The organism is Microbacterium esteraromaticum (assembly GCF_016907315.1).
Lineage (GTDB): Bacteria > Actinomycetota > Actinomycetes > Actinomycetales > Microbacteriaceae > Microbacterium > Microbacterium esteraromaticum.
In genome coordinates this window covers 966,177-990,058 of sequence record NZ_JAFBBS010000001.1, presented here as the reverse complement: position 1 = coordinate 990,058, position 23,882 = coordinate 966,177, and the positions used below count along the sequence as shown (strand labels likewise).

At 69.3% G+C, this 23,882-nt stretch carries 23 protein-coding genes, 1 tRNA gene and 1 other RNA gene; 17 read left to right on the top strand and 8 right to left on the bottom strand.

The annotated features are described in order from the left end of the window. Positions 1-26: 26 nt before the first annotated feature. Entirely contained in the window at positions 27-761 is a 735-nt protein-coding gene (locus JOE67_RS04895; protein ID WP_338041497.1) for a LysE/ArgO family amino acid transporter, read from the bottom strand. Between the two features lie 70 nt (positions 762-831). Between JOE67_RS04895 and JOE67_RS04890 the strand changes: the two genes are divergently transcribed. Further along, on the top strand, positions 832-1,719 hold the full coding sequence (locus JOE67_RS04890) for a LysR family transcriptional regulator ArgP (RefSeq protein WP_204974408.1): 888 nt from the start codon (positions 832-834) through the stop codon (positions 1,717-1,719). Positions 1,720-1,723: 4 nt separating this feature from the next. On the opposite strand, the gene JOE67_RS04885 is transcribed toward JOE67_RS04890, so the two are convergent. Further along, positions 1,724-2,401: a YqaJ viral recombinase family protein gene (locus JOE67_RS04885; protein ID WP_204974407.1), complete on the bottom strand. Its 678-nt coding sequence runs from the start codon at positions 2,399-2,401 to the stop codon at positions 1,724-1,726. Between the two features lie 285 nt (positions 2,402-2,686). Between JOE67_RS04885 and JOE67_RS04880 the strand changes: the two genes are divergently transcribed. From JOE67_RS04880 to rplL, 3 genes are all read left to right on the top strand, one after another. Next, positions 2,687-3,670 (top strand): hypothetical protein, encoded by a 984-nt coding sequence (locus tag JOE67_RS04880; RefSeq protein ID WP_204974406.1) that lies wholly within the window; start codon positions 2,687-2,689, stop codon positions 3,668-3,670. 347 nt (positions 3,671-4,017) lie between these two features. Next, positions 4,018-4,506 carry a 50S ribosomal protein L10 gene (gene rplJ / locus JOE67_RS04875; RefSeq protein ID WP_204974405.1) on the top strand — a complete coding sequence of 163 codons (489 nt, stop codon included), beginning with the start codon at positions 4,018-4,020 and terminating at the stop codon, positions 4,504-4,506. Positions 4,507-4,557: 51 nt separating this feature from the next. Next, positions 4,558-4,941 carry a 50S ribosomal protein L7/L12 gene (gene rplL / locus JOE67_RS04870; protein ID WP_204974404.1) on the top strand — a complete coding sequence of 128 codons (384 nt, stop codon included), beginning with the start codon at positions 4,558-4,560 and terminating at the stop codon, positions 4,939-4,941. Between the two features lie 77 nt (positions 4,942-5,018). Here rplL and JOE67_RS04865 read toward each other — a convergent pair whose 3' ends face one another. Next, positions 5,019-6,026, bottom strand: coding sequence for a LacI family DNA-binding transcriptional regulator (locus tag JOE67_RS04865; protein ID WP_204974403.1), 1,008 nt, complete (start codon positions 6,024-6,026; stop codon positions 5,019-5,021). Positions 6,027-6,272: 246 nt separating this feature from the next. Between JOE67_RS04865 and JOE67_RS04860 the strand changes: the two genes are divergently transcribed. From JOE67_RS04860 to JOE67_RS04840, 5 genes are all read left to right on the top strand, one after another. Next, a complete protein-coding gene (locus JOE67_RS04860; protein ID WP_204974402.1) occupies positions 6,273-7,607 on the top strand; it encodes an ABC transporter substrate-binding protein in 1,335 nt (444 codons plus the stop codon). Positions 7,608-7,697: 90 nt separating this feature from the next. Then, the gene (locus JOE67_RS04855; protein WP_204974401.1) at positions 7,698-9,038 is read left to right on the top strand and encodes a carbohydrate ABC transporter permease; all 1,341 of its coding nucleotides are present in this window, start codon (positions 7,698-7,700) and stop codon (positions 9,036-9,038) included. Then, on the top strand, positions 9,038-10,006 hold the full coding sequence (locus JOE67_RS04850) for a carbohydrate ABC transporter permease (RefSeq protein WP_204974400.1): 969 nt from the start codon (positions 9,038-9,040) through the stop codon (positions 10,004-10,006). The genes JOE67_RS04855 and JOE67_RS04850 overlap by 1 nt, the downstream gene beginning before the upstream one ends. 112 nt (positions 10,007-10,118) lie before the next feature. Continuing rightward, positions 10,119-10,784 (top strand): phosphatase PAP2 family protein, encoded by a 666-nt coding sequence (locus JOE67_RS04845; protein WP_204974399.1) that lies wholly within the window; start codon positions 10,119-10,121, stop codon positions 10,782-10,784. After that, complete coding sequence (locus JOE67_RS04840; protein ID WP_204974398.1) at positions 10,759-11,364, top strand: GNAT family N-acetyltransferase; 606 nt, start codon at positions 10,759-10,761, stop codon at positions 11,362-11,364. The genes JOE67_RS04845 and JOE67_RS04840 overlap by 26 nt, the downstream gene beginning before the upstream one ends. A 206-nt stretch (positions 11,365-11,570) precedes the next feature. On the opposite strand, the gene JOE67_RS04835 is transcribed toward JOE67_RS04840, so the two are convergent. Both JOE67_RS04835 and JOE67_RS04830 read right to left on the bottom strand, forming a co-directional pair. Next, positions 11,571-11,658 (bottom strand) — tRNA-Ser (locus JOE67_RS04835). A gap of 19 nt (positions 11,659-11,677) precedes the next feature. Continuing rightward, positions 11,678-12,064: a DUF4406 domain-containing protein gene (locus tag JOE67_RS04830; RefSeq protein ID WP_204974397.1), complete on the bottom strand. Its 387-nt coding sequence runs from the start codon at positions 12,062-12,064 to the stop codon at positions 11,678-11,680. Positions 12,065-12,131: 67 nt separating this feature from the next. On the opposite strand from JOE67_RS04830, the gene JOE67_RS04825 reads away from it, so the two are divergent. After that, positions 12,132-12,860: a DeoR/GlpR family DNA-binding transcription regulator gene (locus JOE67_RS04825; protein WP_204974396.1), complete on the top strand. Its 729-nt coding sequence runs from the start codon at positions 12,132-12,134 to the stop codon at positions 12,858-12,860. A 9-nt stretch (positions 12,861-12,869) separates the two neighbouring features. Next, positions 12,870-13,769 carry an oxygen-dependent tRNA uridine(34) hydroxylase TrhO gene (trhO, locus tag JOE67_RS04820; protein ID WP_204974395.1) on the top strand — a complete coding sequence of 300 codons (900 nt, stop codon included), beginning with the start codon at positions 12,870-12,872 and terminating at the stop codon, positions 13,767-13,769. A 23-nt stretch (positions 13,770-13,792) separates the two neighbouring features. On the opposite strand, the gene JOE67_RS04815 is transcribed toward trhO, so the two are convergent. From JOE67_RS04815 to JOE67_RS04805, 3 genes are read right to left on the bottom strand one after another with little or no spacing between them, the layout of a single operon-like run. After that, positions 13,793-15,979 (bottom strand): transglutaminaseTgpA domain-containing protein, encoded by a 2,187-nt coding sequence (locus JOE67_RS04815; RefSeq protein WP_204974394.1) that lies wholly within the window; start codon positions 15,977-15,979, stop codon positions 13,793-13,795. Further along, positions 15,972-17,156 (bottom strand): DUF58 domain-containing protein, encoded by a 1,185-nt coding sequence (locus JOE67_RS04810; protein WP_204974393.1) that lies wholly within the window; start codon positions 17,154-17,156, stop codon positions 15,972-15,974. The genes JOE67_RS04815 and JOE67_RS04810 overlap by 8 nt, the downstream gene beginning before the upstream one ends. Positions 17,157-17,161: 5 nt before the next feature. Further along, positions 17,162-18,139, bottom strand: a complete 978-nt coding sequence (locus JOE67_RS04805; RefSeq protein WP_204974392.1) for an AAA family ATPase — start codon at positions 18,137-18,139, stop codon at positions 17,162-17,164. Between the two features lie 104 nt (positions 18,140-18,243). Here JOE67_RS04805 and ffs point away from each other — a divergent pair. From ffs to JOE67_RS04775, 6 genes are all read left to right on the top strand, one after another. Further along, an RNA gene (gene ffs / locus JOE67_RS04800) (signal recognition particle sRNA small type) lies at positions 18,244-18,340 on the top strand. A 79-nt stretch (positions 18,341-18,419) separates the two neighbouring features. Then, positions 18,420-19,028 carry a rhomboid family intramembrane serine protease gene (locus tag JOE67_RS04795; RefSeq protein WP_338041496.1) on the top strand — a complete coding sequence of 203 codons (609 nt, stop codon included), beginning with the start codon at positions 18,420-18,422 and terminating at the stop codon, positions 19,026-19,028. Further along, positions 19,025-19,675 (top strand): hypothetical protein, encoded by a 651-nt coding sequence (locus tag JOE67_RS04790; protein WP_204974390.1) that lies wholly within the window; start codon positions 19,025-19,027, stop codon positions 19,673-19,675. Before JOE67_RS04795 ends, JOE67_RS04790 begins: the two co-directional genes overlap by 4 nt. 9 nt (positions 19,676-19,684) lie before the next feature. Beyond that, complete coding sequence (pta, locus tag JOE67_RS04785; RefSeq protein ID WP_204974389.1) at positions 19,685-21,790, top strand: phosphate acetyltransferase; 2,106 nt, start codon at positions 19,685-19,687, stop codon at positions 21,788-21,790. After that, on the top strand, positions 21,787-23,007 hold the full coding sequence (locus tag JOE67_RS04780; protein ID WP_204974388.1) for an acetate/propionate family kinase: 1,221 nt from the start codon (positions 21,787-21,789) through the stop codon (positions 23,005-23,007). The genes pta and JOE67_RS04780 overlap by 4 nt, the downstream gene beginning before the upstream one ends. A gap of 105 nt (positions 23,008-23,112) precedes the next feature. Then, entirely contained in the window at positions 23,113-23,853 is a 741-nt protein-coding gene (locus JOE67_RS04775) for an HAD family hydrolase (protein ID WP_204974387.1), read from the top strand. Positions 23,854-23,882: the final 29 nt, after the last annotated feature.

Genomic DNA, 23,882 nt, shown 5'->3' with positions numbered 1-23,882 from the left:
CGGCAACTCCCTCCGGCTCGGCGCGGTCAGGCGGTGAAGACGGGCAGCACGAGCAGCACGCCCATGACGACCAGCAGCGCCGCGATGACCGTGTCGAGGATGCGCCATGCCCGCGGCGTGCGCAGCCAGCGGCCCAGATGGCGGGCACCGAAGCCCAGGGCGAAGAACCAGGTGATGCTGCCGAGGATGGCGCCGGCGGCGAAGACCCAGCGTGCGGGGCCGTGCGTCGCGGCGATCGACCCGATCAGCAGCACCGTGTCGAGGTAGACGTTCGGGTTGAGGAACGTGAACGCGAGCGTCGCGGCGAGAACGGGGGCGAGCCGGGAGCGCGAGAGCGTGGCCGTGCCGCCGCCGGCCGCTGATCCTGATCCGGATGCTTGGGTTGGTCCGGATGCCTGTGCTGGCCCGGATGCCTGTGCGGGTCCGGATGCCTGTGCTGGTCCGGATGCCTGTGCTGCGTCGGCCACGAGCGTCTCGCCCTCTGCCCGCCACGCGCGCCGTGCGGCGAGGATGCCGTAGAGGACCAGCGAGATCCCTCCCAGCCACCGTGCGGCGATGATGAGCCAGGGCAGCTCGGCGATGAGGAATCCGAGGCCCGCCGTGCCGACGAGCACGAGCGCCGCATCCGACGCGGCGCAGATGAGCACCACCGGCAGCACGTGCTCACGGCGCAGGCCCTGACGCAGCACGAAGACGTTCTGAGCGCCGACGGCGACGATGAGCGAGTACATGAGTCCGAGGCCGGAGAGGAAGGTGAGCACGGATCAACGTTAGAACCGATCATTGATCAGTTCCAGCGAAGATATCTGGCATTGCATTAGCGTGACTTATATGAAGATCGACGCTCAGCTGGCGGCGACCGTGGCGATGGTCGTCGATGAGGGCAGCTTCGAGGCTGCCGCCCGACGGATGCATGTCACGCAGTCGGCGGTGAGCCAGCGGATCAAGACGCTCGAGCAGCAGATCGGTCGCGCCGTCGTCGTGCGCTCGCGGCCCGTCCGGCCCACCGAGGCCGGAGAGGCACTCGTCCGCCTCGCGCGCCAGGTGGCCCTTCTCGAGCACGACACGGTCGCGGCGTTCGGGCTCGGCGACGCCGCCGGGGTCGATGCCCCGCGCGTCCGTGTGCCGCTCGCCGTCAACGCCGACTCGATGGCCACGTGGTTCCTGGCCCCGCTCGCGCGCGTCGCGCGACAGCATCCGATCGACGTCGACCTGCACCGCGACGATCAGGACTACACCGCGCGCATGCTCGAGTCGGGCGAGGTGATGGCGGCCGTCACCAGCGAGGCCGACCCGGTCGGCGGCAGCGCCGTCACCCCGCTCGGCGTGCTCGAATACCGCGCGATGGCGACCGCCGATTTCGTGCAGCGCTGGTTTCCCGATGGCGTCACCGCAGGGGCACTCGCCCGCGCGCCCTTCGTCGACTTCGATCGGCGAGACGCGCTGCAGCAGGGCTGGCTCCGCGCCAGGGGAGTGGACCCGTGGCAGGTGCCGCGCCACTACGTGCCCGCATCGCACGACTTCTCCGAGGCCGTGCGCCTCGGGCTGGGCTGGGGTCTGATCCCGGCGCCGCACCTCTCGGATGCTCTCGTGTCGCTGGGCGAGCCGCGCATCCGCGTGCCGCTCTACTGGCAGCAGTGGAACCTGCGGTCGCCGCTGCTCGATGCGATCGCTGAAGAGGTCGCCGCCGAAGCGGCACTGGTGCTCGCTCCGATGTGAGCGACTACTCCGACAGGGCCAGTGCGCGGAACATGTCGCGCTCGCGCAGCGCGTTGCGCCGGCTCGGCGCCAGCGGGGCGCGAGTAGGAGGGGCCTGACCGGTCGTGCGCCGGTAGAGCTCGTCGATCAGCCGGGTCGCGAGGGCCACGAGCTGGCCGATCTCCTTCTCGTCGCGGTCGATCCACACCGAGCGCGGCTCGTCGTGGATCGGGTTGAAGTCGTCGTGCTCCTCCCACACGAACAGCGTGCGCTCGGCGCCGAGCACGTGCTGCTGCCACCAGACCTGACGCAGGTAGGTGCGGGGGATGGTGCGCCACGACTTGTTTGTCGTCTTGATCTCGGCGAGCAGCACACGCCCCTCTCCGTCGACGCAGATGCCGTCCGGCGTTGCGAGGTGGCGCTTCTCGATCTCGGCGTGGAAGAGTGCGGAGGAGGGGAGAATGCCGTGCGTCGCCGCGACCCACGCCGCGATCTCCGGTTCGCGTCGGCGCCCGTGGTCGGTGTAGGCGTTGCCGCCGAAGCGCGGACCTGCTCCGAGCTTGGCATCCGCCGCCCGCGATATCGAGGCCTCTCCCGAGAGCCCGGCGACGTCGGTCGCGGTGATCCCGCGAGCTCGCGCGCGAAGCCATGCGACGCGATCGCGGGAGTCCGCGAGGATGCGCGCTTGGAGTTCGGGAGTCACCCCAAGAGCCTAACGCTCGCCCCCGGGCATCCCTTCTCTCACACGCCGCCCCGCGGGTCCCTGTCCCCCTGTCTTTCTGTCTTCTCGCGCCGCTCGTCCTCGCCCCCGCTCAGCTACCTCGCCCCCGCCCAGTTACGCAGCTGAACAGGGGTGGGGTAGCTCAGCAGGGGCGCGAACGGGATGGGCAGGTGCCATCCGTCTTCCACAGCACAGCGTTCGGCGCGAGATCGGGATCAGGCTGTGGAGAGCGTCGGTTCGGGGACGGCAGGAAGACAGGATCGCTGGATGCCGAAGAACATCGACATCGCAGGAGCCCGAGCGCTCATCATCACTCGAGCGGAGCTGCGTTCTCGTGGGCACTCCGAGCGCCAGATCGAGCGCCTGGTGACCGACGGGGCGCTGCGTCGCGTGCGCCACAACCGGTACCTCGAGGCCGCAGCGTGGGCTGCACTGTGGAATGAGGGCCGGCACCTCGTCGAGGTGGTGTCGACACATCTCAACTCCGCCTCGCCCGGACCGGTGTTCTGGGGGCCTTCCGCTGCGGTCCTGCACGGCCTGCCCCTGTATCGGCTCGTCCCCACGTCGGTGCACGCCGCGATCCGCGCTGCCCGTCACGGAAGGACCGTGGCCGGGGTCATGTGGCACGGGGTTCCGCTCGACTCCGCCGACATCGTCGAGCGCGATGGGATCCGCTGCACCTCGCTCGAGCGCACGGTGCTCGACCTCGCCTGTGTGAGCTCGCCGCCCGTCGCGCTCTCGGCTGCAGACGCCGCCCTGCGGAGCGTCGCCGTGTCCGGGCACGTGCAGGATGCCGATGCCGTCGGCGCGTGGAAGGACCGGATGCTGGCCCGCGCCGCGCATCCTCGTAGGCCTGGCATCAGGAGCGCGAGGCGGATCATCGACCTCGCCGACGGACGCGCGCAGCTTCCGGGCGAGAGTGTGAGCCGTCTGCATCTTCTCGATCTGGGCTTCGCCGAGCCCGAGCTCCAGCTGCACGTGGTCGGCTCGGCTGGGCAGGACTACTGGCTCGACTTCGGATTTCGACGGTCGCGCTGCTTCGGAGAGTTCGACGGCCGGGATAAGTACCTCGATGACGGAATGCGAGGACGCCGGACCGCGGAAGAGGTCGTTCTCGCCGAGAAGCGACGTGAGGATGACATCCGGGGCGTCACCGGGTGGCGCACCGTTCGCTGGGGCTCGGCCGACATCAGGAGCGCGTCCGTTCTCGGCGCGAGGCTCGCCTCGTTCGGCATCCGTCCGCCCGGGTGACCAGCGTTGCGTCCTCGCCCCCGTTGAGCTGCCTCGCCCCTGCTCAGTTACGCAGATGAACGGGGGCGGGGTAGCTCAGCAGGGGCGGGAGCGGGTCGGGCGCCCTCACGGGAGCCCCGGATTTGGGGGAGGGGGGCGGATGCCGTACAGTTGGTCATAACCGAAGACCGCCGGTCATCGTCGTGTGCGAACGTGACGATCGAAGCACTGCTCAGCAGGGGCCCGCGCAGGTGTGCGAATTTCTTCTCGAAGCTCCGTGCGCTTGCGCCGGAGCTTTTCTCATGTCGTGGGGCGGTCGAGGTCGACGTCCCGCATCCGCGTGGCGTCCGTACACGTAAGGAGTGACCATGGCGCAGAAGGATGCAACGGTTGCCGAGCTCACGAAGTCTTTCGAGAACTCGAACGCCGTCCTGCTGACCGAGTACCGCGGTCTGACGGTTGCCCAGCTCAAGGAGCTGCGCGGCAACATCCGTCAGGACGCGGAGTACGCCGTGGTGAAGAACACGCTGACCAAGATCGCCGCGAACAACGCGGGGATCACGTCGCTCGACGAGGACCTGAAGGGTCCCTCGGCCGTGGCGTTCGTGCACGGTGACTTCGTCGCCACTGCCAAGGCTCTGCGTGACTTCGCCAAGGCCAACCCGCTTCTCGTGATCAAGGGCGGCGTTTTCGAGGGCAAGGCCCTCGACGCCGACGAGGTCAACAAGTACGCCTCGCTCGAGAGCCGTGAGGTTCTGCTGGCGAAGGCAGCGGGCATGATGAAGGCGACGATGGGCAAGGCTGCCGCCACCATCGACGCGCTTCGCGAAAAGCTGGAGACCGCCGAGGCCGCGTGAGCGACCGGCGATCCCCTCACAACAACCACACCTTTATCTAGGAGATACATCATGGCGAAGCTTTCCACTGAGGAGCTGCTGGAGCAGTTCGCAGGCCTCACCCTCGTCGAGCTCAGCGATTTCGTGAAGGCGTTCGAGGAGAAGTTCGACGTCACCGCGGCCGCCCCGGTCGCCGTTGCCGGTGCTGCCGGTGGCGCTGGCGCTGCTGAGGCCGAGGAGGAGAAGGACTCGTTCGACGTCATCCTCGAGGCTGCCGGCGACAAGAAGATCCAGGTCATCAAGACCGTCCGCGAGCTCACCTCGCTGGGCCTCGGCGAGGCCAAGGCCGTCGTCGACGGTGCTCCTAAGGCCGTCCTCGAGGGCGCCAACAAGGAGACCGCCGAGAAGGCGAAGGAGGCCCTCGAGGCCGCCGGCGCCACGGTCACCCTCAAGTAATCACGCTTCACTGCGTAGCGAAGGCCCCCGGTTCCGACCGGGGGCCTTCTGCCGTTCCGGCCTGACGCGCTCGGCGGTCAGGGCTTCGGCACTGCGGTCGACGCGCGCACGACCAGCTCGAGCGGAAGCGCCCGCTGCTCGGGTGGCGCGTCGGGGGCATCCATCCGGCACCGCAGCAGCTCGACCGCGGCCAGCCCCTGCGCCCGGGGATGCTGACGCACGGTCGTCAGCGCGAACATCTCCGCGTGGGCATGATCGTCGATCCCGACCACGCTGAGCTCGGCCGGTACGGACAGTCCCAGGCGCCGCGCGGCGATGATGCCGCCGATCGCGGCTTCGTCGCAGACCGCCACGAAAGCGGTCGGACGATTCTGCCGGTCGCCGAGCATCCGCACTCCGGCTTCGTAGCCGCCTGGCGTCGTCGGATCACCCGGCGCATGCCGGATCGCAGACTGCAGCGACGCGGCGGACATGGCCGAGCGGTATCCGCGCAGTCGCTGCTCGTCGCCGTAGGCGTGCGTCGCGGCATCCTCGCGCCCGCCGAGAAAGGCGATGTCGCGGTGTCCGAGGTCGATGAGGTGCTCGGTCGCGATGCGCGCGGCGGCCTCGTCGTCGATCGAGACAGAGCTGTTCTCGTCGTGATAGGCCCCGACGCTGACCAGGGGTGAACCGACCTGCACGAGCCGTTCGAGCTCATGCGTGCTCGGCTGGATCCCGACGGCGATGATCCCGTCGAGCCGGCGGCGGGGGAGCACATCGGAGAAGAGCCGCTCGCGTTCGGCTGAGCCCTCCTGGGTTCCGTAGAGCACCAGGTCCTGCCCGGCGGCGAGGAGCCCTTCCTGGATGCCCGCGAGCAGCTCCGCGAAGAACCACCGGTCGAGGGCGGGCATGATCACGCCCACCGACAGCGATCGCCCTGTGGCGAGACTGGTGGCCGACGAGTGGGCGACGTAGTGCAGCTCGCGGGCGGCGGCGCGCACGCGTTCGCGTGTGCCGGTGGAGACGTAGCCGCCGCCGCTCAGCGCACGGCTGGCCGTGGCCTTGGACACGCCGGCTCTCGCGGCGACGTCGGCGATCGTGCTCATGATGCTCCTCGGATCGGGCGCAGTCAGATTATCGAGATCGCGCGTAGAAGGGAACCGGTTCCACAGGTTACGCTGTGGGAGCGCTCCCACCCGCGGGGTCACGTCTGCACAACGGTTGTGAGATTGTCTCCGCGTGGCATTGTGCCGGGGCGCCCGGGGCAAGTAGGTTGTCCTGGAATCGGTTCCTCAACGCTGCGGAATTCTCCGCCGAAGAGGCCCGGAACACCCTGGAAGAGGAGAAAACACATGGCTCTGTCACAGCGATACCGCCTGCTTGCTCCCCTCGCCCTGGTCGGAGCGACTGCGATCGCCCTGACCGGATGCGCGGAGGCCACCCCCGGAGAAGGAGGCGGAGACGGCGACGTCAAGGGCGCGACCGTCCGCATCTCCGGTGGCATCACCGGCACGGAGGCCGACGACCTCAACGAGAGCTTCGCCGCCTTCGAGAAGGAGACCGGCATCAAGGTCGAGTACACCGGCGACAAGAGCTTCGAGGGCAACATCGTCACCAAGGTGACCGGTGGCGACGCCCCCGACATCGCCGTCGTCCCTCAGCCCGGTCTGCTCAAGACCCTCGTCGAGACCGGCAAGGTCATGGAGGCTCCTGAGGGTGTCGCCAAGGCGGTCGACGAGAACTGGTCGAAGGACTGGAAGAAGTACGGCACGTTCGACGACACGTTCTACGCGGCTCCCATGCTCGCGAACCTGAAGGGCTACATCTGGTACTCGCCCGCCAAGTTCAAGGAGTGGGGCGTCGAGGTTCCCAAGACGTGGGACGAGATGATGACGCTCACCGACACCATCAAGGAGAAGTCGGGTCAGGCGCCGTGGTGCGTCGGCTTCGCCTCGGGTGACGCCTCCGGCTGGCCCGGCACCGACTGGATCGAGGACCTCGTGCTCCGCCAGGCCGGTCCCGAGGTCTACGACAAGTGGGTGTCCGGCGACGTCAAGTTCACCGACCCCGAGATCAAGGAAGCCTTCGACGCCGTCGGCTCGATCATCCTCAACCCCGACTACGTCAACGCCGGTTTCGGCGACGTGAAGAGCATCAACTCGACCGCCTTCGGCGACGTCGCGGCCAAGGTCGCTGACGGCAGCTGCGCGCTGACCCACCAGGCGTCGTTCCTCTCGGCGAACTTCCTCGACGTGAAGAACGCCGACGGCGAGACCCCGGAGGTCGGCCCCGATGGTGACGTGTACGCGTTCATCACGCCTGGCATGACCGAGGGGGAGCTGCAGGTCGAGGGTGGCGGCGAGTTCGTCGCCGGCTTCAACGACGACGCGGCGACCGTCAAGGTGCTCGAGTTCATGGCCTCGCCCGAGTTCGCCGACGCGCGCGTCGAGCTCGGCGGCGTGATCTCGGCGAACAAGAAGGCCGACCCGAGCCTCGCCGGCAGCGAGTTCCTGCAGGAGGCCATGGGCATCCTCCAGGACGACGCGACCGTCTTCCGCTTCGACGCGTCCGACCTGATGCCGTCCACCGTGGGCTCCGGCTCGTTCTGGAAGGGCATGGTCGACTGGGTCGACGGCAAGGCGACCGACCAGGTCCTGAAGGACATCCAGGCAGGTTACGAGAACTAGCCGGTGGCGCTAGTCTGAGCGCAATCCGCTGGTGAAAGCGGGGTCGGGCAGCGATGCCCGACCCCGCATCCGTACTCAGAAGGGGATCCCATGTCACTGCTGACAGTCGACGACAAGGAAACGGCGGAACTGCCGAAGACGACGCACGGGGTTGATGCCAAGGGGCGCCGCATCACGAAGATCGTGGTCGCCGCCGGCTTCATCCTCATCGCCGCGATGCTGTTCCTGCTCATCATCTCGGCACCGGTCGAAGACCCCGCGCGCATCGCCCTGGGCCCGGCGTCTCTCAACAACTTCTTCCTGTGGCTGGGTGGCCTGCATCCCCTGGCGCAGATCCCCGCCGTGCTGATCGTCTTCGGACTGGTCGTCGGCATCGTGCTCGTCCTGATCGAGTTCGCGCCCCGTCCCGGCCGGGGCTACTTCATCATGCGATTGGTCGCGTGCCTCGTCATCCCGGTGCTGGCGCTCATGCTGCTGCGCCCGTACTCGAACGCGGTGCTCTACGTCGTCGCGATCGCGCTTCTCTCCGGCGCGCTGCTCTTCTTCGCCGACTACCGCTCGCGCCAGGGCGCCGGCTACCTGTTCCAGCTCGTGCTGTTCATGGCGCCGGCCGCGATCATGCTGCTGCTCGGCCTGATCTACCCGGCCGTCGCGACCTTCGTGAAGTCGTTCTTCGACAAGAGCGGGGATGAGTTCGTCGGCCTCGAGAACTACGTATGGGTCTTCACCAACCCGGTCGGCACGTGGTCGGTGATCAACACCCTGATCTGGGCGCTGCTGGCCCCGACGATCTCGGTCGCGTTCGGCCTCGCGTACGCCGTGTTCATCGACCGTGCGCGCGGCGAGAAGCTGCTCAAGGTGCTGGTGTTCATGCCCGTCGCGATCTCGTTCGTGGGCGCCGGCATCATCTGGAAGTTCATGTACGACTACCGCCAGGGCGACCAGATCGGTCTGCTCAACGCCGTGGTGACCATGTTCGGCGGCGATCCGGTGAGCTGGCTCGCGGTGAAGCCGCTGATCAACACCTTCATGCTGCTGATCGTCTTCATCTGGACCCAGACCGGTTTCGCGATGGTGATCCTCTCGGCGGCGATCAAGGCCGTCCCGGCCGAGCAGCTCGAGGCGGCCGAGCTCGACGGCACGAACGCGTGGCAGCGGTTCTGGAACGTCACGGTGCCAGGCATCCGGTCGTCGCTGATCGTCGTGCTCACGACGATCACCATCATGTCGCTGAAGGTCTACGACATCGTCGCGGTGATGACCGGCGGTCGCGACGACACCACCGTCCTCGGCTTCGAGATGGTCAATCAGCAGCAGCGCTTCCAGAGCTACGGGCACTCGTCGGCGCTCGCCGTCGTGCTGTTCATCTTCGTGCTGCCGCTGATCATCTACAACGCCCGATCGATGACCAAGCAGAGGGAGATCCGCTGATGAGCGCCACGGAAGCCATCGTCCGCGACACGCGCACCAAGCGCCAGGTCGCCCGCGACACGCGCCGCAACGAGGCGATCGCGCACAAGAAGCTCACCTCGAAGGGCGCGACCATCGCCGCCGCCATCATCGCGGTGTTCTGGACCATCCCCACCCTCGGCCTGTTCGTCACCTCGTTCCGGCCCGGTGCCGACACGCAGTCCTCCGGCTGGTGGACGGCCTTCACGAACCCCGAGTTCACATTCGAGAACTACGTCGAGGCGCTCAACTCCGGTGGCACGTCCACCACCCTCGCGACCGCGTTCGTGAACTCGCTCGCCATCACGATCCCCGCGACGGTCTTCCCGATCGTGATCGCCGCACTCGCGGCGTACGCGTTCGCGTGGATCGACTTCAAGGGCCGCAACATGCTGTTCGTGTTCGTGTTCGCCCTGCAGATCGTGCCGCTGCAGATGGCCCTCGTGCCCCTGCTGAGCCTGTTCTCGGAAGGTCTCACGATCAACGACGTGATGATCTTCCCTGGACTCACGCTCAACGACGTCGAGTTCAGCTTCGCCCGCGTGTGGATCGCGCACGCGATCTTCGCGCTGCCGCTCGCGACGTTCATGCTGCACAACTTCATCTCCGAGATCCCGGGCGACATCGTCGAGGCGGCTCGCGTCGACGGCGCTGGTCACGGGCAGGTCTTCTTCCGGATCATCCTGCCGCTGGCTATGCCGGCGATCGCGTCGTTCGGCATCTTCCAGTTCCTCTGGGTCTGGAACGACCTGCTGGTGGCGACGATCTTCGCCTCGCCGGGAGCCCTGCCGATCACGCAGGCTCTCAACTCGCTGTCCGGCACCTGGGGCAACCGCTGGTTCCTGCAATCGGCGGGAACGTTCATCTCGATCATCGTTCCGCTGATCGTCTTCTTCGCGCTGCAGCGCTTCTTCGTGCGCGGCCTGCTGGCCGGCGCGACGAAGGGCTGAACCCGGCCGCTCCGCCGACGCCCTCCCGGATCGCAGACCGGGAGGGCGTCGACGCGTGAGGGCGCGGCGCTCATATCCCGAGCTTGGCGAGGCGCAGGGGCACAATGGGACGATGACGAGACGGAAGCTGCTGATCGCCGGAAGCGCGATGCTGACCCTCGCCGCGCTGCTGGGCGTGCTCGTGGTGCTGCTGCCTCGGGGTGCGACCATCGGCCTCGACGCGTTCTGGAACCATCTGATGTCTCAGGTGCGCCAGGACTGGATGCTGTCTGCGGCGTATGCGCTGAACTGGGTCGGAGGGGGATGGGTGGCGATCGCCCTCGTGCCGCTGCTTATCGTGCTGCTGCTCGTGCTGCTGCGTCGATGGCGAGGGGCCGTGTTCGCGGCTCTGTCCTTCGTGGTGAGCGCCGGGCTCACCCAGCTGCTGAAGGAGATCTTCGCCAGGGCGCGGCCAGACGACATGCTCGTGACCTCCGACTTCGGCTCATTCCCGTCCGGGCATACGTCGAATGCGGCCACCATCGCGATGGTGCTCTGGCTCGTCTTCCCCCGCGTCTGGATGGCGATCGCCGGCGTGGTGTGGGTCGTCCTGATGGCTCTGTCACGCACCCTTCTCGCCGTGCACTGGATCACCGACACGCTGGGCGGGGCTCTGGTGGGTGCCTCGGCGGCCCTGATCGTCGGCGCGTTCGTGCTCTCGTGGGCGTCACTAGGCTGGTTGCCGACCCCCGAGCCCGCACAGAGGAGCACCCGTGACGCAGATCCGCCCGTATCGTGACGCCGACCGCGACGCCCTGTACGACATCTGCGTGAAGACGGCGGATGCCGGCGGCGACGCGACCGGCATCCTCACCGACGACCGGCTGTGGGGCGACGTCTTCGCCGCGCCGTACGCCGTGCGGCATCCGGACCTCGCGTGGGTGGTCGAGTCCGCTGACGGGCGGACGATCGGCTACATCGTCGCGACGGACGACACGGATGCCTTCGAGCGGTGGTTCCGCGAGGAGTGGTGGCCCTCGAAGCAGAGCCTGTACCCGCTCTCGGGTGCGGCTGAGCCGACCCGCCAGGACGGCATCATCGGCTACGCCAGCCGCCGCGCGCCCGGCAGCGAGAAGCACGCGGCCGAGTACCCGGCGCACCTGCATATCGACCTCCTGCCCGAGACGCAGGGGCAGGGTCTCGGCCGGCGTCTGATCGAGACCCTGTTCGCCGAGTTGAAGACCCGCGGCGTGCGCGGCCTGCACCTGGGCATGAACCCGACGAACACCGGCGCGGGTGCGTTCTACGAGCGCCTCGGAATGCACCGGCTCGACTCCGGACCCGACACGACGATGTACGGCGTGCGGTTCGACGTATAGCCCGGCGGGATTCCGCGCGGGGCGGGTGACGGCGTGATTCGATCCCTCGACGCGACTCCACGCGGCGCGCGTGTGCGGGTGGATTCGGGTTGGGTGCAGGGGCGCCGAGTGGAGCCTCGGGCGTCGTCGCGCCCTGGGGTGGCGAAGGGCCAACCGTCATCGGAAAAAGCCCTGAGGCCCACACTTCGTGCGGGCCTCAGGGCTTCTGGCGGTGACGGCGGGATTCGAACCCGCGGTTGCTTGCACAACACACGCTTTCCAAGCGTGCTCCTTCGGCCGCTCGGACACGTCACCAGGGAACAACCTGTCCATCCTATCCGATCGGCGACGGTGCCTCGGCACGCTCAGCCGAGGGGATCTCGTCGACCGAGTGGTAGACGGGCAGCCCGCGCTCGCGTGCGAGTCGCACGTCGTTGTCGGCGCCGGCGGACTCTCCGGGCAGGCGGAGCACCGCGTCGCAGTGCATCAGCAGCCGATCGGCGGTCTGGTACATGACGTCCGTCTCGGCGGCCTCCTCCGGAGCGAGTCCGCGAAGCACCGGGAGCGCGACCCATTCGCCGATCATCGGCACGTGGCCTAGGCGATGGATCGGAGCGGCGGCCTGCTCAAGCCGCTCGAGGTTGGCGGCGATCGCGTCGGGGTCGCCCCCGGTTCCCGAGCGGTAGGGGCCTGCGATGAGAATGAGAAGTGGTCTGTCCATGAGAGACAGCGTAGCCTGAAACATGCAGGAACGTGCAAGAATAGCGAAGAACGGGAAAGGAAAGACCATGCTGAGTGCCCAACGACGCGAGCACCTGCTGACTCTGCTCGCGGCCGAGGGCCGGGTGGTGGCGAAGTCGGTCGCCGCTGAACTCGGCATCTCCGAAGACTCGGTCCGTCGCGACCTGCGAGAGCTCGCAGAGGCGGGGCTGTGCATCCGCGTCTACGGCGGAGCCCTGCCCGTGCCGCTCGCCGATGCGCCGGTGCAGCGCCGCCTCGGCGTCGCTGTCGACAGCAAGCACCGCGTCGCACAGGCGGCCACCGCGCTGATCCGCCCCGGGATGACCGTCATCCTCGACGCCGGCACGACGGCGCTCGCGATGGCGACGATGCTGCCTGACGACATCACTCTCATCACGCCCAGTCCGGCGGTGGCGGTCGAGGCGCTGGATTCGACGAAGGCCCGAGTCGTGATGATCGGCGGCGAACTGAGCCGCCACTCCGCGGTCGCCGGCGGCGGACTGGCCCACGAGGCCATCACCCGGATCGCGGCAGATGCCTTCTTCCTCGGCGTCACGGGCATCCATCCCGACCACGGGCTCACCACCGGTGAGCTCGACGACGCCGTCACCAAACGCGCGCTCGCGGCGCGCAGCGCCGACACCTACGTGCTCGGCAGCGCCGAGAAGATCGGTGCCGCCTCCCGCTTCCCGGTGGTCGGGCTCGACGAGATCACCGGCATCGTGGTCGATCCGCAAGATCAGAACCCGCTTATCGCCCAGCTGCCCACGGCCTAGAATCTCCTGGTGCCCACTCCGAAGATCGTGCTGTTCTACGCGTTCGCGCCGCTGGCCGATCCTCAGGCGATCCGGCTCTGGCAGCGCGATCTCGCGGAGTCGCTCAAGCTGCGCGGGCGGATCATCATCTCGAAGGACGGCATCAACGGCACGCTCGGGGGCGACCTGCCCGCCGTGAAGAAGTGGCTGCGCCGGTTCCGCGAGCATCCGGCATTCACGGACGCCGACGTCAAGTGGAGCGAAGGCACCGCGATCGATGCCGACGGATTCAGCGCCGACTTCCCGAAGCTGAGCGTCAAGGTGCGTGACGAGATCGTGTCGTTCGGCGCGCCCGATGAGCTGCGGGTCGACGAGCGCGGAGTCGTCGGGGGCGGCGTGCGCCTCGACCCCGATCAACTGCACCGCCTGGTCGCCGAGCGCGGCGACGACGTCGTCTTCTTCGACGGGCGCAATGCGCTCGAGGCCGAGATCGGGCGGTTCAAGAACGCCGTGGTGCCCGACACAGACACCACGAGAGACTTCGTGCGCCTGCTCGACGAGGGCGCCTATGACGACCTCAAAGGCAAGCCGGTCGTGACCTACTGCACGGGCGGCATCCGCTGCGAGGTGCTGTCGAGCCTGATGGTGTCGCGAGGCTTCGGAGAGGTGTACCAGCTCGACGGCGGCATCGTGCGCTACGGCGAGAAGTACGGTGACGACGGTCTGTGGGAGGGCTCGCTCTACGTCTTCGACAAGCGCGGCTCGGTCGACTTCAGCGACCACGCGGCGGTCATCGGCACGTGCGCCGGCTGCGGCGCGGCGACGAGCCGCACGGCCAACTGCCCCGACGCCTCGTGCCGCCGTCAGTTCGTCGTATGCGCGGACTGCGTCACCGTGCCGTGCGGCGATCACGCCGCCGCCGGCGCCTGAAGGCAGAGGGGGACAGCCGGCGGTCAGCGCCGCCTGACGAGAGACGCAGGCAGCAGCCAGGCGACCAGCCGCCGCCGTCCGCTGACGCTCGCCTCGAGCTGTGCGATGACAGGGCGCAGCGGCGCACTCAGATCCCGCTCCGCGGGCTCGCGATCCGAATAGCTCCGACGCTCGACGGCATCCACCAGCATCCGCAGCGACTCGGCGTCGACCCCGTGCGTCGCGGCGAGCGATTGCGCGCGCGTTCGGGCGGTCTCTGACGCCTGCAGCGGGAGCCGCAGGTCGGCCATCGTGTCGGCCACCTCACGCCACGCGGCCATCGCGTCGCCGCGCCGTGCGCGACTGATGCGCCGCATCCGGAGCAGTGCGCGGCCGAGTCCGGGCAGCAGAAGCACCAGCATGATGCCGGCGGTGACGAGGATCACCGGTGTCGGGTCGAGTCGGGGCAGTGCGCCGCCGCCCGCACCCGCGTCTTCATCGCTGCGGTCGGGGCCCGAGGTCGACGACGACGAGGGCGCTGCGGTCGGCGACGGCGAGGCCGTCGGAGAATCGGGATCGTCGCCTTCACCTCCGCCCGCCTCGGACACGAAATCGGTGGGCGTGCCGAGCGTCGCCGTCGGCTCGAACGGCACCCAGCCGATGCCGCGGAAGTACACCTCCGGCCAGGAGTGCAGCTTGTCGCTGGTGACCGAGTAGACCCGGTCGTCGCCGCGGGTCTGGTCGGTCGACGTGCCCGGCAGGTACCCGACGACGATCCGCACGGGCATGTCGAGCGACTGGGCCATGAGAGCGAATGCGCCGGCGAAGTGGATGCAGTAGCCGCTGCGCACCTCGAGGAACGTCGCGACCGCATCGGCGCCGGTGCCGTCGAAGCCGTCTTCGACGGGTGCGTCGAGCGAGTACGTGAATTCGGCGCGGAACCAGTCCTGAAGCGCCAGCAGCCGGTCGTAGTCGGTGTCCGCGCCGGCGGTGACCTCGCGAGCCAGATCACTGATGATGTCTGGCAGGCCCTCTGCGGGGGCGGCGACGAGCTCCGCCCCTCCGGCGCTGGTGGCGCGGATCTGCTCGAGGCTCGGTGCGGGGGTCGCGGTCTGCACGGTGTAGTCGGCGCCGGCGGCATCCCGCGTCGGGCTGATCACGGTGCGGTTGAGCGGCATCGCCTGCCAGCCCTCCGGGAGGCCGCTGATCTCCTCGGCAGCGTAAGGCACGGGCAGACGCGAGCTCGAGATGCCCACCACCCTGATCGACACCTCCTGCTCGACCGTGTCGATCGGATCGCTCCACGGGCGGGAGCCGAAGCCCTCCTCGACGGGGTTGCGATCGGAGCGGTCGGGCCGCCAGATCTCGCCGTCGAATCGCGAGAGAGTGGCCATGCGCAGGTACGGGGGAGCGGATGCCGAGGTGACGACGGTCAGCGCCTCCGTCTCGTTCGGGCGGCGCAGGTCGTCGCCCAGGCGCAGGTCGGCGCTCACGGTCATCGCCTGCCCGGTGCCGCCCCTGGGGTCGGTGAGGGGCAGAGCCGGAGCGACGAGCACGGTGGCGACGATCGCTGCCGTGCCGATGAGGCCGGCGGCGACGAAGGGGGAGTGCCGAGTGGCGTCGCGGTCGTGCCGCGCTCCGAAGCGCAGCACGACCAGGATCATGATCGCCTGCAGCACGAACCACACGAGGTTCACCGACCCGAATGTCAGCAGCATGGGCACCGCGCCGACGACGGAGGTGAACAGCACCGTGAGCACGACCAGGCGCTGGGCGATCAGATGATCGACGAGCAGGGCGACCAGCGTGAACACCAGCCCCATCGCCGTGGTCATCGAGACCGTCGGGTCTATCGGTGCGACGCCGTTCGAGATCTCGTCGACCGCACGCTGCAGACGCAGGCCGGTCAGCTCGATGCTGGCCGGCGTCGGCACGGCGCCGAACTCGGCCGTCTCGCTGGCCAGCAGATTCGTGAGGGTGAGAGCCAGCGCGATCAGCTGGACCAGCAGGGCGAGCAGAGACCGGATGCCCTCGCGCAGCCGCGCGAACAGCATCCGTCCCGCCATTCCCGACACCGCCACCGCGACGATGATCGCGACCACGACGAACGTCCACGGGCCCGGCAAGATGACTCCGGTGTACGGCCACATCGCCACCAGGCTCGCGACGGCGGCGAGCACGGCCGGCCCGACCACGCCGGGGCGGGGCTCGGAGCGCCGCCGCTCAGTCACGGGGTGCCTTCGCCTGCGGCATCGCCGACTCCCACACCTCGGCGGGGTCGGAGGCGGAGGTCAGCGACGCCACGTTCCACCCATGGTCGGAGGCGAGGGCCAGGGCATCCGGGCTCGCACCAGCCGCGATCAGCATCGGTGCGGACGCACCAGCGGTGCTGAGGCGAGCGGCGTCATCGGCTTCGATCGCACCGGTGATGACCACCAGCGGGCCAGGGGGCGTGCCGCCGACGATCGTCCGGAGATCGCGCGGCTCGCCGCGCGGGATCACGGTCGCCAGCGCGACCATCAGGCCGTCGCGGTCGTCCTCGTGTCCCCGCAGCGCGCCCAGCAGCGAGCCCGCGCTGTCGAACACGTCGACGCTGTAGCCGTCCTGCACGAAGCGCAGTGCAACCGAGGCGCACAGTGAGACGGCGGCCTCGAAGGCAGGATCGGGCGCATCGCCCTGGCGCGCCCAGCGGGAGGCCGCGCGGTCGAGCACGACCACGGCGTCTGGGCTCGCCTCTTCCTCCTCCTGCCGCACCATCAGCGAACCGCGGTGCGCGGTGGCGCGCCAGTGGATCCGCCGGCGCGAGTCGCCGGACATGTATGCGCGGGGGATGAGGTTGTCAGCGCCCTGGCCGAGTCTGGTCGATCTCGTCTGCGCCGCACCGCCTGCAGCCCCCACCTTGGTCGGCAGCGGCGACAGTGCGATGACCTGCGGTACGACCGTGATCATGCGGGTCTCGCCGAACGCCTGCACGCGCTGCGCGAGCCCGAAGGGGTCGACCGTGCGCAGGAGCAGCGGGCCGAGCGTCGCGGTGCCGCGGCGCACGCCCTCGAGGTCGTAGTGCAGCAGCCGGGTCTCACCGGGGTACTCGCCACCCGCTTGGCCGCGCACGGCGTCGGGCAGGGTGTCGCGCCAGTGCCCGTGCGGGATGCCAGGGGCGTAGAGCTCGAAGCGCACCGTGACCTTCGAGGTCTCGCCGACCGACAGCAGATCGGTGGAGATCTGGCGCCACACCTCACCGCGCCGCCGCGGCGCCCGCACGACCAGCAGCGAGAGCAGCGGCAGCACCAGCAGCAGCACGCCGAGGTAGAGCAGGGGGCGGGCCGAGAGCACATTGGCGGCCACGCACAGCAGCACGCCGAGCACCAGGCAGGCGGCTCCCCGTGCTGTCAGCGGTCGCGTGCGCATGGTGCTCAGACGCGCGCGGCGAAGGGCACGGGAACCCGGGAGACGATCTGACGCAGCGCCGCCTCGACGGGCTGCGCACCCGCGCGGTGCACGCCCCGCGCTGCGAGAAGGCGGTGCGCGAACACCGGGATCACGAGATCGGCCAGGTCGTCGGGCACCACGTACTCGCGTCCGTCGAGGGCGGCGACCACCTTCGCCGCCCGCACCAGCTGCAGCGTGGCGCGCGGGCTGGCGCCGAGGTGCAGGCTCGGATCCTGCCTGGTGGCCTGTGCGAGAGCGACGGCGTACTCCTCGAGGGACTCGGCGACGTGCACGCGCCTGGCCCACGCGATCAGCGCGCGCACGGTCGCGGCGTCGGTGACGGGCGTGACCGAGGCGAGCGGATTGGCGGTGTCGCGCTGGCGCAGCATGAGGGTCTCGGCGGCGGCATCCGGATACCCCATCGAGATGCGCATCATGAACCGGTCGCGCTGCGCCTCGGGCAGGGGATAGGTGCCCTCCATCTCGAGCGGGTTCTGGGTGGCGACCACCAGGAACGGCTCGGGCAGGGGGTGGCTCGAGCCGTCGACCGTGACCTGATGCTCCTCCATCGCCTCGAGCAGAGCCGACTGGGTCTTGGGCGAGGCGCGGTTGATCTCGTCTGCGATCACGATGTGCGCGAAGATCGCGCCTCGCTTGAACTCGAACTCCCGCTCGACGGGGTCGTACACCGCGACGCCGGTCACGTCGCCTGGCAGCAGGTCGGGGGTGAACTGGATGCGGCGCACCGTGGCGTCGACGCTCGCCGCCAGAGCCCGCGCGAGCATCGTCTTGCCCACACCAGGCACGTCCTCGATGAGCAGATGCCCCTCGGCCAGAAGGCAGACCAGGGCGCTGCGCACGGCATCGGGCTTGCCGTCGATGACCGACGACACCGAGGCGACGATGCGGGACGTGTGCTGGGCGAACTGCTCAGCGGTGATCGACGGTGCGTTCTCGTGCATGCGGGTCCCCTCGGCGCGACGGTGCGTCTGATGATCGTAACCCTCTGCGGCCCCTGCCCGACCCGCCGCGTGCGAAGCCCTCTCCCGGGTCGGGTAGACTGATCTACGGCTCTCCGCGTGACGGCATCCAGGCCAATTCCCCCAGGACGGAAACGTAGCAAGGGTAACCGGGCTCTGTCGGGTGCGCGGAGGGTCTTTTCCTTTCCCGAGCGGAGCCGGCTCTTCCGACCGGCGACCCGGATCTCGGCTCTCTCACCGGATGCCCTGCGAGGATCGACCCGTGACCGCTCCCGCCACACGCTCCCGCTCCGCCGGACGCTTCCTCGCGCCTGTCGCGCTGCTCGCCCTGATGTGGGCGATTCAGCTGCTCGACGCGCTGCTGCCAGGATCGTTCACCGGGTGGGGCCTGCGCTCGTGGGACCCCACCAGCCTCCCCGGCCTCGTGCTCGGACCCCTGCTGCATGCGAGCTGGGCCCATCTGATCAGCAACTCACTTCCCCTGCTCGTGCTCGGCTGCCTCGTCGCCGTCGAGGGCGCCAGCAGGTTCTGGGCTGTCACGGGGATCATCGCGGTCGTGGGCGGAGCCGGCACCTGGTTCCTCAACGCGCCGGGCACGCTCACCGTCGGCGCCTCCGTCCTGGTCTTCGGGTACTTCGGCTACACGGTGCTGCGCGTCTTCGCGCCGGGGCGGGTGTCGCACCGCATCGCGTACGCCGCGATCGCCCTCATCGTCATCGTCCTGTACGGCACCACCGTGCTCACGGGCATCTTCGGAGCCGCGGCCGGCGTCTCCTGGCAGGCGCATCTGTTCGGCGCGATCGGCGGCGGGGTGGCGGCGCTGGGCGCCAGGCGCCCGCCTCGCGCCAGCCGCGCCGCTGTGCGACCATGAGCGCCCGCCGCCGACGCCGTCCGTCACGCCGCCGCACCCGCCGGCGGGGGCTCGAGGTCGCCGCGGTCACCGTCGGCGCCGCGATCCTGGCATCCGGTGTGCTGGCCGTCCTCGCCCTGATCACCGCGCCCCGACCCGAGGGATACTGCCTCGACCAGCCGGAGGCATACCCCGCCTTCGGGATCAGCGGATGGCGGGGCGAGCAGCTCGAGAATGCGGCCATCATCGTGCGCACCGCCCGAGAGCTCGGGTTCGCCCGCGACGGGCAGATCATCGGCGTGATGGCGGCGATGGGCGAGAGCTCGCTGCGCAACATCGACCACGGCGACTGGGAGACCTCGGGCGTGACGAACCCCGACGGCAGCCGCACCACGAGCATCGGCCTGTTCCAGCAGCAGGAGTGGTGGGGGAGCACCGCCGAGCGCATGGACCCCGCCATCGCGTCGTCGATGTTCTTCACGCGACTGAGCCGCGTGCCCGACTGGCGGAGCCTCGAGCCCTCCCACGCGATCAACCGCGTGCAGATCAACTCCGATCGCGAGCACTACGCCCGCTTCGCCGACGACGCGGCGGATGTCGTCGACGCCCTCTCGGGCCCGTGCCCGACCCCATCGGCGTCCAGGCCGGGCGCAGGGGGCGCTCACTAGGCTGAGCGCGTGGCGCAGAGCATCTACATCACCTCAGCCGAGGGGCACACCGGCAAATCCACGATCGCGCTGGGCGTCCTGGACGCCCTGATGCGCGTCTCGCCGCGCGTCGGCGTCTTCCGGCCGGTCGCGCGCAGCGAATCCGAGCGCGACCACGTGCTCGAGCTGCTGCTCGCGCACGACGGCGTGCACCTCGACTACGACGACTGCATCGGCGTGACCTACGACGATGTGCGCCGCGACCCCGAGGGCGCGCTCGGCACGATCGTCGGGCGGTTCAAGGCCGTCGAGGCGCAGTGCGACGCCGTCGTCGTGGTCGGCAGCGACTACACCGACGTCGCTGGCCCGGCCGAGCTGGGCTACAACGCGCGCATCGCCGCCAACCTCGGCGTGCCGGTGCTGCTCGTGCTCTCGGGCCGCGACAGCCAGAACCAGGCCGAGCAGCTCGGAACCACGACAGCGCGCACGCCCGCGCAGGTGCGACAGCTCGCCGCCCTCGCCCTCTCCGAGCTCGCAGCCGAGCGGGCCGAGCTGTTCGCGGTCATCGTCAACCGCGCCGACCCCGCCGCGGCGAAGCAGATCGTCGAGGGCGTGGCCGGCGACCGCACGCCCGTGTGGGCGATCCCCGAGGAGCGCTCGCTCGTCGCCCCGTCGATGGGCACCATCATGCAGGCCGTCGACGGACGTCTGGTCCGCGGTGCCGAGCGGCTGCTCGACCGCGAGGCGTACAGCGTCGTCATCGCCGGGATGTCGATGGTCAACGTGCTCCCGCGCCTCGTCGAGGGCGCCGTGGTCATCATCGCCGCCGACCGCACCGAGACCCTGCTCGCCACTCTGCTCGCGGCGAGCTCCGGCACCTTCCCCGAACTCGCCGGCATCGTCCTGAACGGGCCGTTCGAGCTGCCTGAACCGGTGCTGCAGCTCATCGACGGCTTCGAGCTGCCCGTGCCGATCATCGCGACCGATCTCGGCACCTTCGACACCGCCGTGCGCATCATGAGCGCCCGCGGACGCATGACCGCCGAGTCGACCCAGCGGTACCAGACGGCGCTGTCGCTCTTCCAGGCTCATGTCGACACCACCGAGCTGACGGTCGAGATGGGCCTCGCACGCTCCACGGTCGTCACCCCGCTGATGTTCCAGTACCAGCTCATCGAGCGGGCGCGCAGCACGCGAAAGCGCATCGTGCTGCCGGAGGGCGACGACGACCGCATTCTCCGGGCCGCATCCATCGTGCTCGCCCGGGGTGTCGCCGACCTCACGATCCTCGGCGACGAGAGCGAGATCCGGGCGCGGGCGTCGGCGCTCGGGCTCGACATCGCCTCGGCGCAGATCATCAGCCCCACCGACCCCGAGCTCGTGGAGCGATTCGCCGCCGAATACGCGCGGCTTCGTTCGCACAAGGGCGTCACCCTCGGGCAGGCGGCCGACACGGTCACCGACGTGTCGTACTTCGGCACGATGATGGTGCACCTGGGGCTGGCCGACGGGATGGTCTCGGGCGCCACGCACACCACGGCGCACACCATCCGTCCGTCGTTCGAGATCATCAAGACCAATCCGGGCGTCGATGTCGTCTCGAGTGTCTTCCTCATGGCGCTCGCCGATCGCGTGCTCGTCTACGGCGACTGCGCGGTCATCCCCGATCCGACCAGCGCGCAGCTCGCCGACATCGCGATCTCGTCGGCCGCGACGGCGCGACGATTCGGCATCGAGCCGCGTGTCGCGATGCTCTCGTACTCCACCGGCGAATCCGGATCGGGGGCCGACGTCGAGAAGGTGCGCGAGGCGACGGCGCTGGTGCGTGAGCGGATGCCTGAACTGCCCGTGGAGGGGCCGATCCAGTACGACGCGGCTGCGGATGCCGCCGTCGCCAAGACGAAGATGCCCGATTCCGAGGTCGCAGGCCGAGCGACGGTGTTCGTCTTCCCCGACCTGAACACGGGAAACAACACCTACAAGGCCGTGCAGCGCTCCGCAGGCGCCGTCGCCATCGGGCCTGTGCTGCAGGGGCTGCGCAAGCCCATCAACGACCTGTCACGCGGAGCCCTGGTCGATGACATCGTCAACACCGTCGCCATCACGGCGATCCAGGCACAGGGAGAGCAGTCGTGAGCGTCGTCCTGGTCATCAACAGCGGCTCGTCATCGCTGAAGTACAGCCTCATCGAGGTCGAGCGCGAGCGCGAGCTGGCCAGCGGCCTCATCGAGCGCATCGGCGCGGGCGGCGTGGTCAGCCACAGGGTGTTCGCGCTCACCGAGCCGGGTGTGCCCGCGCCGGCCGTGCTCGATGAGCGCTTCGAGGAGGAGCGACCGGTCGCCGATCACGACGAGGCGTTCGCGGTCATGCTCGCGCAGTTCGCCGAGCACGGGCCGAGCCTCGACGAGCATCCGCCTGCGGCTGTCGGACACAGGGTGGTGCACGGCGGTGCTCGCTTCTTCGAGCCGACCGTCATCACCCCGCTCGTCGAGATCAACATCGAGGATCTCTCGGTGCTCGCCCCGCTGCACAACCCGGCCAATGTGGCGGGCATCCGGGCGGCGCGAGCCGCCTTCCGCGACGTGCCGCACGTCGCCGTGTTCGACACCGCCTTCCACCAGACGCTCGCACCGGCCGCATACACCTACGCGCTGGATACGGCCATCGCGAGCGAGCACCGCATCCGGCGCTACGGCTTCCACGGCACGAGCCACAAATACGTGTCGGAGGCCGCCGCGAGGTTCCTCGGCCGAGACCTCGCCGATGTGCGCCAGCTCGTCCTGCATCTGGGCAACGGCGCCTCGATCACGGCGATCGATGGAGGGCGCTCGGCCGAGACGTCCATGGGCTTCACGCCCCTCGAGGGCCTCGTGATGGGCACCCGCACCGGCGACATCGACCCGGCTGTCCTGCTGCATCTCGCGCGACGGGCGGGTATGGGCATCGACGACCTCGATGCGCTGCTGAACAAGCGCAGCGGGCTGCAGGGACTCGCGGGCAGCAACGACATGCGCGACATCCTCGCGGGCCGCGCGACGGGCGACGAGGCGGCGGCGCTCGCATACGACGTGTACGTCCATCGGCTGCGCGCCTACATCGGCGCCTACATCGCGCAGCTCGGCGGGGTCGACGTCATCTCCTTCACCGCGGGGGTCGGAGAGAACGTGGCCGACATCCGCGCGGACGCGCTGAGCACCCTCGGGTTCCTGGGCGTGCGGCTGGAAGCAGGGCGCAATGCGGTGCGTGGCCCTGGCATCCGCCGCATCTCCGCCGACGACTCCGCCGTCGCCGTGCTCGTGGTGCCGACCGACGAGGAGCTCGAGATCGCGCGTCAGACGCTCTCGGTCATCTGACCCGATGCGGGCCGGAGCGACCTGTTCCGCTCCCAGCCGTCAACCCTCTCCGCCTGACGCCTGCGCTCACTAGGCTGGATGCGCACGTCCGATCCAGGAGGTTCCATGTCTGACGCACTCCCCGACCTGCACAGCGCCCCCGGCGTCCTCTTCGACCTCGACGGGGTGCTCACCCCCACTGCAGAGGTCCACATGCGCGCCTGGCAGAAGGTGTTCGACGAGGTGTTCGCCCGCTGGGGCATCCAGCCCGCGTACACCGACGCCGACTACTTCGCCTACGTCGACGGCAAGAAGCGCTACGACGGCGTCGCCAGCCTGCTGCGCAGCCGCAACATCGAGATCCCGTGGGGAGAGGTCACCGACCCGCCAGAGGCCGAGACGGTCTGCGGTGTCGGCAACCGCAAGAACGACGCGTTCATCTCGGTGCTGCGCAGCGAGGGCATCGCCCCCTACCCCGGATCCCTCGCCCTGCTCGAGAGCCTGCGCGATGCCGGCGTTCCCATGGGCGTCGTTTCGAGCTCGAAGAATGCCGAGGAGGTGCTCGGCAGCGCCGGCATCCGCGACTTCTTCCACGCCGTCGTCGACGGACTCGTCGCCGAGCGCGACCATCTCGCCTCGAAGCCCGCCCCCGACATGTTCCTCGAGGGGGCGCGGATGCTGGGAGTCGACCCCGCGCAGTCCATCGCCGTGGAGGACGCCGTGTCGGGCGTCGCCTCGGCCGCCGCCGCCGGATACGGCTCGGTGATCGGCGTCGATCGCGGTGCCGGCCCCGATGCGCTGCGCGAGGCCGGCGCGACCGGTATCGTCGATGATCTTGCGCGCCTGCTCGGCGACGCGCAGAACTGACCCCTCGAACGCCTCCCCTCACCCGCTTC